Genomic DNA, 16,343 nt, shown 5'->3' on the forward strand with positions numbered 1-16,343 from the left:
GTCACCAGGAATTTGCGACCAGGAAGGCTTCGAGAATGAAGATCGACCTCAGCGGCAAGACGGCGCTCGTCACCGGCTCGACGCGCGGAATCGGGTTTGCGATCGCACAGGGCCTCGCCGACTGCGGTGCCCACGTCGTCGTCAACGGTCGTACCGCGACGGCCGTCCAGCAGGCCCCCGACGAGCTGGCGCCTGCCGAAAGCTTCTCCGCAGTCGCTGCGGACGTCACCACCGCGGCGGGATGCGACGCGATCGCCGGCGCGCACGATTCCTTCGACATCATCGTCGGCAATGCCGCGGTGTTCGACTGGAAGCATTTCCTCCACACGACGGACGACGACTGGATCCGCCATTACGAGATGAACGTGATGGCGGCGGTGCGCCTCGCGCGCACCTATCTGCCCGGCATGCTCGAGCGGAACTGGGGGCGAATCGTCCTCGTTGCATCCGAGGCCGGCATGAACATTCCGTCGGAGATGATCCACTACGGCGTGACGAAGGCGGCGGAGATCGCGCTCGCACGCGGCCTCGCGGAACTCACGGTGGGCACGGGCGTCACGGTGAACAGCGTCCTTCCGGGGCCGACCGCGTCGAGCGGTGCCGGCACGTTCCTCGACGACTATGCCGCCGAGCACGCCGTGCCGCGCGAGGACGCGGACCGCCACTGTGCGACGTCGATCAGGCCGAGCACTCTGCTGGCACGCCTCGCGACGGTCGACGAAGTGGCGAGCATGGTCGTCTACGCGTGCTCGCGCCAAGCCTCGGCGACCAACGGCGCAGCCCTGCGCGCCGAAGGCGGCCTTCTGCGGCATTTCGGCTGAACCCGCAGCCTAGAGAACCACAACAGGATTGATCGGACTCGCAGTGCCTCCCACGATCGGCAGCGGTGCCGCAACGAAGAGGAACTCAGATCTCTCCGTTCGCGAAAGCTCCTCCAGCCACAACATTTCGATGAGCGATACGCCGTGTTCCCACAACGTCAGCATGTGGATGTCCTCGTCGACGGACCCATGGAACACACCACCGGGATCGAGCGCACCGACAGCGATGTTGTCGCTGCCGATCGCCACGACGTCACGTTCGACCAGCCACCGGCCTCCGCTGTGACACAGACCCGGCTGCTCGTGGTTGTACATCTCGGGGTCTTGTGCGAAAACCGTGGCCCACCCGGTCCGAACGAGCACCACGTCCCCGGCCCGGACTTCCACACCGGCAGACTCAGCCGTCTCCGCAAGCAACTGATCATCGATTCGCGCCGACGCCGGCAGATGCGGCACCTCGAGGTGCCTGGCAACGTCCAGCATCACACCGCGGGTGATGAGCGGGCCGAGTTTGTCGATCCCGCATCGTGTCGCACCGTAGCTGCGCACCCGATTCGCCGAGTGGCCGTTGTACAACACGTCGTTGCGCCACATGTGCGCCAGTGCATCGATGTGGGTTGTGGTTCCGTGCGGCGAGAGCATCAGCGCGTCGTCCGCGACCGACATCTCTCCCTTGATCCGACCGGTCCCCGCCGCGTAGTCACCGCCGTCCATCGCCATGAAATGTTGAGGCAGCGGCCGTCCGGCGAGATGCGGGAAGCGGGAAGCCGCCGGTCCGGATGTAGCTCCCTGAATGGGCAGCGCGAGCGACAGGGTTCTACCCTCGCGCACCGCATCGAAGGCTTCGAGCACGACGGCCGGAGTCAGGAGGTTCGCAGCCCCCCGCTCGTCGCCGGCTCCCCACCGCCCCCAGTTTCCGACTTCCGATACGGCGTCGACATCGACTTGCTCAGGCATCCTTTTCGACCTCTCAGTAGCACTACCGAAGCTCCGGTACCAGCGTATGATACCAAGCAATCGCTTGCTTAAATGTACTTTGTTTCCACGAAAGAGGAATCACTCATGCCCCCCAACACAAGTTCCGCGCTGCACCCTTCCGCCCCTGCAACGGGGGAGGCGTCACCGGTGGATATGGGAGTCACCGCCGATCTCCGGCGCGCAATACCCGAGCACGAGGTCAAAGCCCTACTCGGCGAACACGGTATCGATGTTCCGGTCAGCGCAACTTTCACGAACGCAGCGGACGCCGCGGACGCCGTGTCCGGGCTGTCCGGACCACTCGTGCTCAAGGCATGGGGCCCGGGACTGGTGCACAAGAGCGACGTCGGTGCCGTCATCCTCGGGTTGACAGCGCACGACGTCCCGGCAGCGGTCTCCGAGATGGCGGCAACTCTCACCCGCCAGGGCCTCACTCCCTCCGGATACCTCGTCGAACAGCAGCATCCGGGTGGACTCGAGTTGATCGTCGGGGTGGTCCGCGACGCAACCTTCGGGCACGTGGTGTTGCTCGGACTCGGCGGTATCGCCACCGAAATGCTCGACCTGTCGGCGCTGCGGGTGGCCCCCATGTCGCGGTCGGATGCCGCAGAACTGGTGGAGAGCTTCCCCGGGGCGCCGCTACTTCATGGCGCTCGGGGACGTGAACCGGGCAACCGTGACGCTCTCATCGACTTTCTACTGTCGATCGCCGGCCAGGGCGGCCTGGTCGAGCGCCTCGGCGACTCACTCGCGGAGTTCGAGTGCAACCCGATCGTAGTGACCGCGGACGGCGTTCAGGCGTTGGATGCTCGCCTGATCGTGGACTCGACGGCCGAGGTGCCGGTTGCGGCGGAGTCCCAGCCCACCGACTTCACCCGCCTGTTCGCGCCCCGCGGTATCGCGATAGCCGGCGCCTCGAGTAGTCGATCCACCTTCGGAAACCGCTTCCTCGCGGCCTACCGGCAGGCCGGCTGGGACGAGAACCTCTGCGCTCTACATCCGGACGCCGACAGTATCGACGGCGTCCCCGCCTACTCGTCGATCCGCGATGTTCCCCACCCGGTCGACTACCTGGTCGTGGCGGTACCGGCAGCGGCGACTCCGGAAGTGGTCGCCGATGCGGCCGCGGCCGGAGTGGGTTTTGTCCACGTGGTCACCGGCGGGTTCGCGGAAATGGGACAAGCCGGCGCGGCACTGCAGGCCGAGCTCGGGCAAGCCGCATCCGGCACCTCGACCCGCGTCCTCGGACCCAACTGCCTGGGTGTGTTCGCACCCCGCGGCCGTCAGACCTTCACCCTCGGTGCACCTTCCGAACCAGGCGCGGTCTCCGTCGTGTCCCAGAGCGGCGGGCTGTCCGGTGACATGATCACCGTGGGTTCGCGACGCGGCATCCGGTACTCGAAGCTCGTCAGCATCGGCAATGCGATCGACGTGACTCAGGGCGAGCTCGTCGACTGGCTCGTCGACGACCCCGAGACTCGGGTCGTCGGAATCTACCTGGAAGGCACACGCGACGGCGCGGCACTTCTCAGCGCACTGCGCCGCGCCGCCGGAAGGAAGCCGGTGGTGGTCCTGCGCGGCGGCTCGAGCACTCAGGGTTCGGTCGCCGTCAGCTCGCACACCGGATCGATGGCCGGGAACGAAAAGGTGTGGGCTGCTATTTCCCTGGCGACGGGGGCCGTTCAGGTCCGTTCGCTCGAGGACTTCCTCTCCTGCCTGAGCTACCTCCAGCACTACATCGATCACAACCCGAGGACGGACGCCGACGGTGTCCTGGTGATCGGGCTGGGGGGCGGCGCATCCGTCCTCGCCACCGACACCTGCGATCGCGCCGGCCTCGACCTCACTCCGCTGCGCGACGAGCTCCGTACCCGCCTCCGCGACCTGGGATACGGCGCCGGATCCAGCGTCGCCAATCCGCTCGAGGTGCCCGTCGGACCTGCCTCCCCCACGTCGATTCTGATCGACGCGCTGACTCCGATCTTCGCCCAGGACGGTCAGCAATACCAGGACGTGCTCATTCATTTCAACGCCGCCGCGTACTACAACTACGGCACCACGGGCATTTGCCCACTGATCGACACACTGCAGACGGTGATCGACGCCCAATTGCCCGTCCGGGTGGCCGTCGTGGTTCGGAACACCGAGGTGTGCCCGCCCGCCGATATCGAGTTGCTCGATACCTTCGCGTCGGACAGCCGCCTCCCCCTGTACCGGAGCTTTGCGCAAGCCGCGAGCGCGATCGCATCGGCCCAGGACTTCGATGATCGGCGTATCGACGGGGCCTGATCGCTCCCGGACATACACAGGAGCGCCGGACATCGTGTCCGGCGCTCCTGTGTATGTCGCGTCGTGTCAGTGAGCGACCACATCGGATGCGGTCTTGACGGTCTGGACGTCGGATGCACGACCATGAGGCATGATCTTGAGGACCACGAGGCCGGCCAGGGCGAACGCGGCCGAGATGAGGAATGCCACTCGATATCCGGCGGACTCGAAGAAGGTTCCCAGTTCGGTCGTGAACGTATGCATCGCGAGCATCGCGAAGACGAGCTGGACCGCGACGGCACTCGACAAGTTCTGCGCGGACAGCATGATCGACGACGTGATGCCCTGCTTCTCGGGCGGCGCTGATTGGACAACCAGATTGGGCAGCCCACCGTACGTCGCGCCCATTCCAATTCCGCAGAAGAGCAGCCACAGCAGCACCTGCCACGTGTCGGAGTGCAGGAAGGCCAGACCGATGCTGCCGACCGCGAGAGCACTACAGCCCGCCATCATCGGGTAGCGAATTCCCCACCGCCCAGCCTTGGCTCCACAGATGAATCCGCAGATGACCATCGCTGCTCCGTGCGGTGCCATGAAGGCGGCGACGCCGAATGCATCCGAGGCGAAGCCGATCTCGTCGCCGGGATCACGGGGCATCTGGACGATGATCGGCACCAGTGACACGACGATCGCCGCCGGCGCGTACACAGCGGCGTTGAGAACGAGGGTCGTCCACATCGGGCGCGTGCGTAGCAACGAGATCTCGATGATCGGCTCGGGAAACGAACTGTCCCACCAGATCCACGCGGCGAAACACGCCAGTCCCGCAACCATGAATCCGACGAAGCTCACCGACGTCCAACCCCAGGTGCCACCGTTGCCGAGGCCGTACACGAGCAGTGCACCACCGGCACCGAGCAGGATCGCACCCACCCAGTCGAGTCGCGACTTCACCCGCAGCGGCGACTCAGGAAGAAGCAACAGCACCCCGATGATGCAGATCACCTGGAATGCGGCGATGCACCAGAATACCGAGAGCGGGCCGAATCCGTCGATGAGCCACCCCGCGATGAAGGGCGAAATGACGAGGAGCGCACCGGCTCCGGTGAAAGTCACCGTGATCGCGAAGGCGATCAGCCGCTTCGGGAACACGTCACGGATGAGCGAGTATCCCAGCGCGGGCGTCACGTAGAGAAGCCCCTGGAGCCCCCGCCCGACGAGAAAGACCTCGTAGGTCGGGGCCACCGCCGAGATGACGCCGCCGGCCGCCGACAGAGCGGTGACGATGACCAGGAGGTTCCGCTTGCCGCGCAGGTCGGCCAGCTTTCCAAGCATTGCGACGGCGACCGCTGTGACGAGGTTGGCGACGGTGATCGTCCAGCCCAGGTCGGCTGTCTGGAAATGGAGGCCGATCCCCGGGAGTGCAGTCCCGACCAAACTGTACGAAAACGTTGCCAGCTCACCGAGCATGACGACGACAACCAGTGCGCCGATCCATTGCGGCGTCCAGATCTTGCCGTGCGCGGCGGGGGGTGAGTACTCGGATTCCTCGAGTGGGTTGGCAGAAGGAGGATTTGTTGTCATGCACGTGCTCCCTGTCCGATCCGGAAGGATGATATGGAGATGATGTGATGCACGCCACTACTGGCTTGGCGTCACAGTAATTGACCAAGCGCATGCTTGGCAATAGTCCAACTTCCGAATCGGACTGCTCACGAGGGCATCTTTCTCAATAGCCGCCCTGGTTCGCGAAGATCCGCCGCGGGTTTTCGATGAGCATCACATCGATCTGCCCCTGACTGACGCCTCGCTCCAGCAGCGCCGGAACGACGTCCTGGGGAATGTGGGTCCAGCGCCAGCGCGGATTCATCTCCCGACGACGCACGGGATCCGACATGTCGGAAAAGCAGGATGTGTCGTGGGACAGAACCATCCGGTCGGCGTAGCCACGCCGGCACATCTCCGCGACGATCTCCACCCGCTTGTCGAATGGCACCGTGTCGAGCCCGAATCGGTCCATTCCCAGATACGACCCCGCATCCGCCAGTTCTTCGAGATAACCGAAGTCGTCCGTGTCGCCCGAGTGCCCGATGACGACCCGGGACAGATCGACACCCTCCTCCTTGAAGACCTTCTGCTGGTCCAGGCCTCGGCGCAGCCCGGAGTGGGTGTGGGTCGTGATCGGTGCACCCGTTTCCCGGTGCGCGTGCGCAACCGACCGCAGGACCCGGTCCACGTCCTTTGTCAGTCCGGCCTCGTCGGTGACGCATTTCAGCACCGCCGCACGAACACCGGTCCCGGTGATTCCTTCCGTGATGTCGCGTATGAAGAAGTCGGCAAGTCGGTCGGGCCCGCCCGCCGCGGTGCCCGGACCCCGGTAGTGGAAGTACACCGGAAGTTCGCTCAAGACGTAGGCGCCCGTCGCGACCACGATGTTGATGTTCGACTGCTCAGCCACCCGAACGACCCGGGGAACGTACCGCCCCAAACCGATCACGGTCAGGTCGACCAGAGTGTCGAACCCCTCGGCCTCGAGCGCCGCGAGTCGCCGCACGGCCTCGGCGATCTGAGCGTCCTCGTCCCATTGTTCGGGATAGTCGGGCCAGTTTTGCTGGACTTCGGGACTGGTGACGAATATGTGTTCGTGCATCAGCGTTCTACCGAGTGCGGATACCGGAACGTCACCGGTGGCGGTCGGCACAGTAATTGGTTGCGATGTCATGCGGATCTCCTTGGCTGCGTCACGGTAGTAGTGACAGGTCGGGCGGCGCCTGCACCCTCGGTCATCAGATCGGCGCCTGTGGGTGAACGATGTGGTTCTGCGCATGCCAGGGCTGATGAGCCTGGAATCCGCCGTCGACGATGATCGTCTGCCCGGTGACGTACCTCGATTCCGGGCCCGCCAGGAACGTGATTACCGATGCCAGGTCATCGGTCTCGCCGAAGTCGTCGACCAGGAGATTCGCGTTGTAGGCCTCGAGTTTCTCGGCCGACAGGTTCTGCCGTGCGGTCGGGCTCAGAATCAGCCCACTCGCGACGGCATTGACACGAATCCCCCTCTTTCCGTGGGATGTTGCCACCGACCGGGTGAGCGAGTACTTGGCCGCCATCGACGCCGCGTAGGCGACGTGCACGGTGTCCCCGCTGAATCCGGAGGTGGAGCCGACATTGACGATCACACCTCCGCCCCCGCGTTGCATGATCGGGATGGCGAAGCGGGTTGCCCATACGGCACCGTAGAAATTGACGGCGAACGTTCGCTCCCAGGCGTCGTCGGGTGTGATTTCGACGTTCACGTCACTCTTCTCCACGCCGCCGTAGGCGACCGCGTTGTTCACGAGAGTGTCGATCCGCCCGAATGCCGTTTCTGCCTGCGCGACGAGTTTCTCGACATCGGATTGGATTCCGACGTCGGCCCGAACGGCAAGCGCCGTCCCTCCGTTCGCGGCGATCTCCTCCGCGACCGAATCCAGCTTGTCCTCTTGAATGTCGTTGATCACCACGGAGGCGCCCTTTTCGGCGAGCCGCAGTGAAACAGTTCGGCCGACGCCCTGCGCCGCGCCGGTGACGATCACTACCTTGCCGTCCCAATTGACCATCGCGTGATCCCTTCTGTAGGAAGTTGACGTTTTCACGGTACTAGAGCAAGCGATTGCTTGGTATAGTTGCCGGACAATCCAGCAGGAAAGGGGCGAGCGCATGCTCGACTTCGAGAAACGACCCGGTGCAGCACTTGTTGCAGGCGGGACCGGCGGTATCGGGCGCGCCGTCTGCCGCCTGCTCGCCGAACGGGGAAGCCAGATCTTCTTCACCTACCGCGGCAACCAGGAGGGCGCGGCAAGCTTGGCGACGGAGCTGAGCGCATTGGGCGCCAAGGCCGAGTTCGCACGCGTCGACCTCGCGAACATCGAGGAGGCATCCGAGCTCGCAGCGGGTGTGCGGGACGCGTTCGGTGGGATCCACACGGTGGTCTATGCCGCCGGACCGCACGTACCGATGACGCATCTGAGTAAGGTCACCCCCCAACAGTTCCGGGCACAGCTCGAGGGTGACGCGGCGGCCTTTTTCAACCTCGTGCATCCGACGCTGCCTCTCCTCCGCGAATCACGCGGCAACATCGTGGCGGTAACGACCGCTGCCACGCGGCGATTCCCGGTGCGTGATGGACTGTCCTCCGGCCCCAAGGGGGCAGTGGAAGCCGTGATCCGAGCGCTGGCAGCGGAGGAAGGCCGATTCGGTTTGCGCGCGAACTGCGTCGGCCCCGGGATGCTCACTGACGGGATGGCAGCGCGATTGATCGGGTCGGGCGATCTCGACGACCGCGCGCTCGAGATCACCCGGCGCAACATTCCGTTGCGCCGCTTCGGTGACGCCGACGACATCGCCGAGGCCGTCGCCTTCCTCGCGTCCGATCGCGCCGACTTCATCTCGGGGCAAACCCTCGACGTCGACGGCGGGTACGGGGTCTGACGGACCTGAGCAGAAACGAGGGGCGGGTCGATCGACAGGCCCGCCCCTCGTTCGTCATCTACTCGCCGGCCAATTTCTCGACGACCGGGATGAAGGTCTCCAGGTCCTTGTCGTTGTGGAGCACGAAGAAATTGAGGCCGTGCGTGTCACGCCAGTACCGAAGCTTGTCGACCATCTCACTGACATCTCCACGCAGGATTTGTGGAGTCTCCTCCTGCTGCGAGAGATTCACTGCACTCCAGGTCTCCTTGCTCTGGGGAATGCCGACTTCCTGGATGCTCGTGCCGATCGCGATGTCGTCGAATCGCGGGCCGGCGGAATCCCGGATCGTCTCGATCTTCCCGAGGAAGGACTCCAGACCGCCATCTTTCGCGTCCGGTGCGGTGCCGTCGGCCCGCACGCGCAACGTCAGATTGACATAGTCCGCGTACCGCCCAGCCAGCTTCAGCATCTTCGGCCCGCCGCCGGGGAAGAGGAACTTCGGGTACGGCTTCTGCACCGGCTTCGGTTCCTGTACCAGTTCGTCGATCTGGTAGTACTGCCCTCGGTACGAGAAGGCTCCCTCGCCCCACACACCGCGCAGGACCTCCAGGGACTCGACGAATCTGTCGAACCGGACCTTCGGTGGGTCGAAGCTCAAACCCGCCCGGTCGTAGTCCTCACGCATCCATCCAGTGCCGAGGCCGACGTCGAGCCGGCCGTCCGACAGCACGTCGAGGGTGGCAAGTTCCTTCCCCAGCACGACCGGGTGCCGGTAGTCGTTCGAGAACACCAGGGTGCCGATCCGCAGTGTAGACGTGGCGGCGGCTGCCGCCGAGAGCGCCGCGATCGGGGCGAACCGGGGACCCACGAAATGATCCGGCATCAGCATTGTCGTAAAGCCCGACTGCTCGACCAGGCGCGCGCGCTCGGCCCACGCCTTTCCGGAGTCTGCCTTCCGCACAACGACACCGAACATGAACTTTTTCGTCGACTTGTCTTGTGACATTGACCTTCATTCCTCGCGTGCTGCCGCAAGGGCAGGCTTCGGTGGTGATATCTCTTGCAATCCGCTGAATCGCCGGATCGCGTCGACGACACCGGCAATGGCTCGCCGACTCGCGGACGTCCATGGGGCGACCCCGGTAAAACCATGTGGCACATCGGCGAAGGAGTGCAACTCGACCGGCACTCCCGAAGCTCTCATCCTCAACGCATAGTCCACGGCCTCGTCGTGCAGACAATCGGCGCCGGCCGCAGCCACATAGGCCGGAGGAAGACCGCTGAGGTCGACTGCCGCCGTGGGCGAACCATACGCCGGCGGGGTGAACCGCTGCTCGCCCAGATAGTGCTGCCAGCACACTTCCGCATCGTGAGCATCGAAGATCGCACTGTCCGCGAGTGAGGTCATCGACGGAGACCTCAGCGTCGAGTCGATGAACGGGTACAGCAGGATCTGCCCCGCCAGTGCGCGCCGGCCCTCGTCGCGCAGTTTCAGGGCGACCGCGGCGGCCAATCCGGCTCCGGCACTGCCGCCGCCGATCACGACCTTCCCAGTGCCCAGAGCCGAGAAATCCCCGGGACGACCACCTGAGGTGAGCGTCGCGACCACGGCATGGCAGTCGTCGAGTCCGTGGGGGAACGGATGTTCGGGCGCCAACCGGTACTCGACCGACACCACGCCGACGCCGACGTCGGACGCTAGTCGCGCGCACAGGGCATCGTCTTCGTCGGCGGTGCCGACGACGTACCCACCACCGTGAATCCACACCAGCGTCGGTGCGTCGGGTGCAAGTTGGCGGGGAACATGGATCCGGACCGGGACGCGATGCCGGTCGCCGACGGGAATGCTGCGGTCTTCGTGCATCTCCACACCCTCGGGTATCCGCGGCGGCGGCGCGGATACCCTCATTGCCTCGAAAGCCGCGCGCTGCGCGGCAGGATCTTCGAACTGCAGCGGCGGAAAGTGTGCCACCACGTCCTCGAACTCTGCGTCCACTGGACCTCCTGTATTCATGATGGGCGCGACAGTTCCGCTCGTTATCCCGTTCCCGTCGCGCCGCCGTCGAGTACGAGGTCCGTGCCGGTGATGTATGAGGATTCATCGGAAGCAAGAAACACGGCGCCTTCGGCGATCTCCTCGGGCTCGCCCGGCCGGCGTAGCGGTAATCCGGTCCACCGCTCCGGATCACGCTGTTCGGAGTCCGGAATGTTCACTCCCAGCATGGGACCGGTGACAGCGCCGGGCACCAAGCAGTTTACGCGGATCCGGGACGGCGACAACTCCGCAGCCGCAACCCGGGTCAGACCGCGAACTCCCCACTTGGTCATGCCGTATGCCGCGTGGCCGGCATGGCCTGCGAATCCTGCGGTCGACGAGACGTTGATGATCGACCCTCCGCCGCTTGCGATCATGAGCGGAGCGACGGCACGTATACCGAGGAATGCGCCCTTCAGGTTCACTCCGATGATGGCGTCGAGCGCGTCGTCGCTTTCCTCGAGGATCGGGCGGGTCCAGTATCGTGCCGCATTGTTCACGAGCACATCCAAACGACCGTGCACGTCGTCGATTTCGGCGAGGACCTGCTTCCAGGAGTCGTTCTCGGACACGTCCAGATACGCGTACCGGACGTCTCCGGCGATCTCGGCTGCTGTGGCGAGTCCCAGTTCGCGGTTCACGTCGGCAATGATGACGCGGGCGCCTTCACGGGCGAATGCCCGTGCCTCGGCTGCGCCCTGCCCCTGCGCGCCGCCCGTGACGAGTGCGGTCTTTCCGGCGAGCCGGCTCATACTGCGGCTGCGGCGCGCTGACGGTCGGCCACCGGCAGGCGGAAATGCGGAATGACGTGCTCGCCCCAGGCCTTGATGGTCGCCATGCAGACGTCCTGCGGAACGGTCCCCATCTGGATGAGGCAGAGAACCTCGTCGACTCCGACCTTCTCGAGCTCCGCGACGTGCTCGATAGCGGTCTCCACCGTGCCGTATGCGTGATCGATGTTGAAATTCGCCGCGGCAAGGGATCGTTCGGAGTATTGCGGGCGGTCACCTCGGTCGAATGCTGCCTCCTCGGACTCCGCCTTGGCGCGCATGTAGGCGATGTTGTCCTCGTCGACAGTCGCTCCGGTGGGCGGCTTCGCTCCACCCAGATGCCAGTAGCCGATGGATTCGCCGAAGAACCGCTGGCCGCGGGCACCGATCTCCTTCGCCTGCTGCTCGTCGTCGAGGACGATCGTTGGGCACAGCGCGACGAAATGGTCGTTGGTGACATCCGAGACGAACTTCTCGCCCGTACGGCTCTTCACCCGGTCCCAGTACAGCTGGTGCTGCATCTTGATGCTGTCGAGTCCGCCGAAGCCGAACACGAGCGCGCCCACGCCGAGCTCCGCGGAATGCACGACGGTGTCCGGTTTCGTGCTGGCGAGGAAGAGCGGCGGATGCGGGGTCTGCACAGGCCGCGGGAGCACACGGAGCGGCGAATTGCCCTCCGGTGCTTTGATGTCGAGGAGTTCACCGTGGTACTCGAAGTCGGGTGAACGCCAGGCCGCGGAGACGATCCGGAGCGCCTCTTCCACCTGCGCAGCGGTTTCGGCCGGGTCCACGTTGCACATCGCGGCCTCCTGCAGGGTGCCGCCGCGGGCCGCGCCCAGATCGAGTCGGCCGTTCGACAGGACGTCGAGCATTGCCGCCCGTTCGGCCACCCGGGTGGGGTAGTTGAAGTTGAACGGCATGCAGACCGCACCGTGCCCGATCCGGATGCGGGACGTTTTCGCAGCCACCGTTGCGAGGAACAGTTCGGGTGCCGACATGTGTGAGTAGTGCTCGAGGCCGTGATGCTCGACCGCCCAGACTCCGTCGAAGCCCATCTCCTCGGCGTACACCGCCTGTTCGATCGAATCGAGGTAGGTCTGGCGCTCTTTCGCGGGTGTGGGATCGGCGATCTGCGCCTCGAAAATCATGGAGAACTTCATACAGAATCCTTTCGTAGAATTTGGTCAAGCGTTTGCTTGTGCATTGAGCGCACAAGTCGACGCCGACCTGAGGGGTGGATCAGGAATGCCGGTCAGGCAGTACGGAGGGCGCGGCCGGACGCGGCGAGGGTAGCCACTCTGCGACCGAGAAGGCTGATACTCGACGCGAGTGTGACGTCTTCGAACTCGACGGCTCCGTCGGAGCGGACCACGGTGGCCGCCTCGCGTTTCGCGATGGCCATTCCCGAGCCCACGACATATCCACCGGATGCACGGACGGTGCGGGCGAGGAAGTCGATGTCGATTGCAGCGGCGGCGGCCGAACCGCTGATCACTACGATCCCCACTGCCGCGCAGCGCATGATTTCATGCTCGCTCACCTCGGCGAGAAGCCGCTTCATTTCATCGATGCCGGCAGGACGGTCTCCCGGTTCGACCAGGAAGACGATGCCGTGCGCACTGAGCGGGGAATCGCCGCCGGCGGGACAGGTGGTGTCTGCGTCGAAGATGGAATGCAGCGCCGCGTCCAGCATCGACCGGCCCGCCTCGACTCCGGGTACACCCACGTCTCGGAACGCATACGCACGCAAGCGAGCCTTGCCCCGGACGCCTCGCACATCGCCGTGACGAGCCAATCGCGGCAACCCCCGCACGAGCGCCGGCGCGGCCACAGACGAACCATCGACATGATCAGGGGTGAAACTGGGGGCGAGAACTGAAGTAACCAACATCAGGCGATTCCTCCGAGGAGTGGGGTGCCGCCCATGTAACCCCGATCACAGCGTCTAGTCAAGAGGCAGTGAGTCTAGTGAAAATTTTCAGTGGCGAGCGCGGCCATCCACATCGCTGCCATCACGTCGACCGCCTCCTCCGCGTCCAGGTCGGAATCAGGCGTTGACCACTGCATGAAAAGGCTTCCGAGCTGGGAGAAGATTAGTAGTGCCCGGATTCTGGCCTGCTTGGGCGTCCACCGCCCTGTCGCCGACAGGGCCTTCGCGATCCTGTCTGTCTCGAACTCGAAACTGCGAGCCCTCCGGTCGCCGATCTCTTTCTCGACGCCTGCGGCCTCACTCACGACGATCGAGATGTCGCGGGTCGTCTCCCAGATCTTCACGATCTCGCGGAGCCAGCCCCGGAACGAGTCCAGGCTGGGTTCGACCAGAACAGCGGCGAATCGCGAGAACGGCTCCGCGTACACCACGTCGAGCTCGTCGAGGAGCGCGTCCACGACCTCGGCCTTTGTCTTGTAGTGCAGGTAGAAGGTGGCCCTTGTGGCGCCGGCTGTACGGGTGATGTCCGTGACCGCGGTCGCGAGGTAACCGCTCTCGACGAAGCAGGCGATTGCGGCCTCCTTCAGCCGAGTCTTCGTCAGCTCCTTCTGGAGGTCGCGCATGTTTCCGCGCGCAGCCTTGGTCATCGCGTAGTCCCGCCTTCCACATACGTTCGACCTGCAACTCTAGTTCACGGATAGCTCCCGCCGCCCCCACGTGACGATGCCGGCCTGCGACCCGGGTTCGCGAACCCACGGGGTTGGAGAAGGGCGGGTTCGGGTCAGCGAAGACGTTCCAGCATCAGCGCGAGGCCCTGCCCGCCTGCGACACAGGTCGTCGCAACGCCGATCGTCTGATCGCGACGCGTCAGTCCGTTGATCAGAGTCATCACCAGCCGCGCGCCGGTCATCCCCGGCGCGTGACCTATCGCAATGGCCCCACCGAACGGGCCGAAACCTCCACCTCTCGGTCTGCTTCCTCGGCTGCGTCGTGAACCAGTTCCAACTTCCGGAGCAGCGGGTCGAGACCGACGTCATCTGGGGCGACTCCGCGTCCATCGCGCGCTGTTCGCGTGGTCACGTTGACAATGTCGCCCTCGCGAGCCGCAAACCGAAGCATCTGGGGACCTCCCCCACCGAGAAGCAGAGGCGGTCCACCGACTTGGACGGGCAGGGGCGCGTGGTCGAGACCTGTTGCCGTATAGAACTGACCGGTGAAATCGGACGGGCCGCCCTTCCACGCTTCCCGAACAACCCGAACGCCTTCTCTGAGCCTCGCCAGGCGTACGCGCGCCGGGTCGAACGCCATTCCGGTACTGTCGTAATCGGAGCGCATCCACCCGGCGCCCATCCCCAACTCGAGGCGGCCATCGGACAGCAGGTCGAGCGTCGCGGCCTCTTTCGCCAGCACAGCGGGGTGCCGGTAGTCGTTCGCGAGGACGAGGACGCGTTCCCGCCATTGCTTGGCCGACACATTCGGCGCCAGCGTAGCGCCGAACCGGATCTTTCCAGTCATTGCGATTTCCCGTCGCTCGCGGATAAATGTCGTGCGGAGTGGATTGCCGGCGCCGGGACTACCCGTGCTCGATCCACACACTCTTGTGCTCGAGCCATTCGTCCAATGTGGCGGGCCCGTTCGACGTGCCCGTCCCGCTTTCCTTCTGCCCGCCGAACGGAAGCGCCCAATGCAGTCGGCGATACGTGTTGACCCACACGGTGCCGGCCTCGAGCCGGCGAGTGAGACGAAGTGCTCGCGAGAGGTTCTGGGTCCAGACACCGGCCGCGAGACCATATCCACTGTCATTGGCCATCGCTATGGCGTCGGCCTCACTCGTGAACGGCATGGCCACGGCGACCGGACCGAAGATCTCCTCCCGGCACACTCGAAGATGCGGATCCTCCGTGAGGAAGAGGGTGGGCTCGACGAAGTACCCGCCGCCCAGTGGGCTCTCGGGCGGAAACAGCTCGTTGCCGCAACGCCCACCGAAGGCAAGGGCCGCGCCCTCTCGCCGGCCGCTCTGGAGGTACTCGCGGACCTTGTCGTATTGGCCGTCGAACGCAAGGGGACCCATGTCGGTCCGGGAATCGAGGGGGTCCCCCAGCACCATCGCGGCGGCCCGCGACCGCAGTCGCTCCACGAAGTCGTCGAAGATCGTATCCTCGACGAGGATTCGCGATCCGGCGATACAGGCCTGTCCTGCGGAGGCGGTATAGATTCCGGCCGCTACCACGTCGGCCGCCTGCTCGAGGTCGGCGTCCGCGAAAACGATGTTCGGCGACTTCCCACCGAGTTCGAGCGCGAGAGATTTGATGTTGGCCACCGAGTTCTCGGTGATCCGTCGGCCCGTCGCGGTCGAACCGGTGAAACTGATCTTTCGGACGTCCGGATGCTTCACCAGCGCCTCACCGGCACTCGAACCTTCTCCGGTCACGACATTCACCACGCCACGGGGAATCCCGGCCTTCTCGAGAAGCTGCGCAGCGACGAGCACCGACACCGACGCCCGCTCGGGAGGTTTGACCACGATCGTGTTACCCGCAGCGATGGCCGCGGAAACCTTGGCCAGGAACATCGCCAGCGGCGCGTTCCACGGAATGATCAGACCCACCACGCCGAACGGCTCACGGACCGAGTAGGTCGTCGCGGAGTCCGATACGAGAACGGTGTCGCCGGTGATCGTCTCGGCGAGCCCGGCGTGAAACTCGATCTGCGACGCGGCGCCTGCGATAGCCGGTTCCGCTTCTCGGCGTGCCCGGCCGTTGTCGGTTGCGTCCAGACTCCACAACGTGTCGAGATTGTCACGGACCGTTGCCGCCCAGGCACGCAGCAAGGCGGCACGATGTGCGGCCGGGAGGGCGCGCCAGGAGCCGAGCGCCGACCGCGCCGCGTGTACCGCGTCGTCGACGTCGTCCGGACCGCCCGCGGGGATGCGCGCCCAGACCTGTCCGGTCGCCGGATTCACGCTGTCGATCCACTGCCCGTTCCGCGACGGCCGGAGTTCTCCGTCGATCAGCTGCGGATAGTCGATCGGATCGTCGTGGATCGTCATGTCGTCGTGTCCCTTCGGGCGGTGAGCACAGTGGTCGGCG

Annotated in this window: 16 protein-coding genes; 3 read left to right on the plus strand and 13 right to left on the minus strand. The window is 65.1% G+C overall.

The window, feature by feature from the left end; all coding sequences use genetic code 11:
* Positions 1–35: 35 nt before the first annotated feature.
* Entirely contained in the window at positions 36–821 is a 786-nt protein-coding gene (locus tag I1A62_RS24690; protein ID WP_219460592.1) for an SDR family NAD(P)-dependent oxidoreductase, read from the plus strand.
* Positions 822–830: 9 nt separating this feature from the next.
* On the opposite strand, the gene I1A62_RS24695 is transcribed toward I1A62_RS24690, so the two are convergent.
* Positions 831–1,778 (minus strand): cyclase family protein, encoded by a 948-nt coding sequence (locus tag I1A62_RS24695; protein WP_219460594.1) that lies wholly within the window; start codon positions 1,776–1,778, stop codon positions 831–833.
* Positions 1,779–1,883: 105 nt separating this feature from the next.
* Here I1A62_RS24695 and I1A62_RS24700 point away from each other — a divergent pair, with 105 nt between their 5' ends.
* Entirely contained in the window at positions 1,884–4,088 is a 2,205-nt protein-coding gene (locus I1A62_RS24700; protein WP_219460597.1) for an acetate--CoA ligase family protein, read from the plus strand.
* A gap of 66 nt (positions 4,089–4,154) precedes the next feature.
* On the opposite strand, the gene I1A62_RS24705 is transcribed toward I1A62_RS24700, so the two are convergent.
* The 3 genes from I1A62_RS24705 to I1A62_RS24715 form a co-directional block, all read right to left on the minus strand.
* Positions 4,155–5,651 (minus strand): MFS transporter, encoded by a 1,497-nt coding sequence (locus I1A62_RS24705; RefSeq protein ID WP_219460599.1) that lies wholly within the window; start codon positions 5,649–5,651, stop codon positions 4,155–4,157.
* A 145-nt stretch (positions 5,652–5,796) separates the two neighbouring features.
* Positions 5,797–6,789, minus strand: coding sequence for a phosphotriesterase (locus tag I1A62_RS24710; RefSeq protein ID WP_219460601.1), 993 nt, complete (start codon positions 6,787–6,789; stop codon positions 5,797–5,799).
* Positions 6,790–6,853: 64 nt separating this feature from the next.
* Entirely contained in the window at positions 6,854–7,768 is a 915-nt protein-coding gene (locus I1A62_RS24715; RefSeq protein WP_219460604.1) for an SDR family NAD(P)-dependent oxidoreductase, read from the minus strand.
* Between I1A62_RS24715 and I1A62_RS24720 the strand changes: the two genes are divergently transcribed.
* A complete protein-coding gene (locus I1A62_RS24720) occupies positions 7,767–8,537 on the plus strand; it encodes an SDR family NAD(P)-dependent oxidoreductase (protein WP_219460606.1) in 771 nt (256 codons plus the stop codon). The genes I1A62_RS24715 and I1A62_RS24720 overlap by 2 nt on opposite strands.
* A 58-nt stretch (positions 8,538–8,595) precedes the next feature.
* Here the strand turns inward: I1A62_RS24720 and I1A62_RS24725 are convergent, their stop codons facing one another.
* The 9 genes from I1A62_RS24725 to I1A62_RS24765 all read right to left on the minus strand — a co-directional run bounded on the left by I1A62_RS24725 (position 8,596) and on the right by I1A62_RS24765 (position 16,303).
* Positions 8,596–9,525: a TIGR03621 family F420-dependent LLM class oxidoreductase gene (locus tag I1A62_RS24725; RefSeq protein WP_219460607.1), complete on the minus strand. Its 930-nt coding sequence runs from the start codon at positions 9,523–9,525 to the stop codon at positions 8,596–8,598.
* Between the two features lie 6 nt (positions 9,526–9,531).
* Positions 9,532–10,515 (minus strand): alpha/beta hydrolase, encoded by a 984-nt coding sequence (locus tag I1A62_RS24730; RefSeq protein WP_219460609.1) that lies wholly within the window; start codon positions 10,513–10,515, stop codon positions 9,532–9,534.
* Positions 10,516–10,556: 41 nt separating this feature from the next.
* Positions 10,557–11,306 (minus strand): SDR family NAD(P)-dependent oxidoreductase, encoded by a 750-nt coding sequence (locus I1A62_RS24735; RefSeq protein WP_219460610.1) that lies wholly within the window; start codon positions 11,304–11,306, stop codon positions 10,557–10,559.
* Positions 11,303–12,484: an LLM class flavin-dependent oxidoreductase gene (locus I1A62_RS24740; RefSeq protein WP_219460612.1), complete on the minus strand. Its 1,182-nt coding sequence runs from the start codon at positions 12,482–12,484 to the stop codon at positions 11,303–11,305. Before I1A62_RS24740 ends, I1A62_RS24735 begins: the two co-directional genes overlap by 4 nt.
* A gap of 92 nt (positions 12,485–12,576) precedes the next feature.
* Positions 12,577–13,050: a hypothetical protein gene (locus tag I1A62_RS24745; RefSeq protein WP_219460614.1), complete on the minus strand. Its 474-nt coding sequence runs from the start codon at positions 13,048–13,050 to the stop codon at positions 12,577–12,579.
* Between the two features lie 239 nt (positions 13,051–13,289).
* The gene (locus I1A62_RS24750; RefSeq protein ID WP_219460616.1) at positions 13,290–13,877 is read right to left on the minus strand and encodes a TetR/AcrR family transcriptional regulator; all 588 of its coding nucleotides are present in this window, start codon (positions 13,875–13,877) and stop codon (positions 13,290–13,292) included.
* Positions 13,878–14,035: 158 nt separating this feature from the next.
* A complete protein-coding gene (locus I1A62_RS24755; protein WP_219460617.1) occupies positions 14,036–14,164 on the minus strand; it encodes a hypothetical protein in 129 nt (42 codons plus the stop codon).
* A gap of 14 nt (positions 14,165–14,178) precedes the next feature.
* A complete protein-coding gene (locus I1A62_RS24760) occupies positions 14,179–14,769 on the minus strand; it encodes an LLM class flavin-dependent oxidoreductase (RefSeq protein ID WP_219460619.1) in 591 nt (196 codons plus the stop codon).
* A 58-nt stretch (positions 14,770–14,827) separates the two neighbouring features.
* Positions 14,828–16,303, minus strand: coding sequence for an aldehyde dehydrogenase family protein (locus I1A62_RS24765; protein ID WP_219460621.1), 1,476 nt, complete (start codon positions 16,301–16,303; stop codon positions 14,828–14,830).
* Positions 16,304–16,343 lie beyond the last annotated feature (40 nt).

Source organism: Rhodococcus sp. USK10, from assembly GCF_019378875.1.
Classification (GTDB): domain Bacteria; phylum Actinomycetota; class Actinomycetes; order Mycobacteriales; family Mycobacteriaceae; genus Rhodococcus_F; species Rhodococcus_F pseudokoreensis.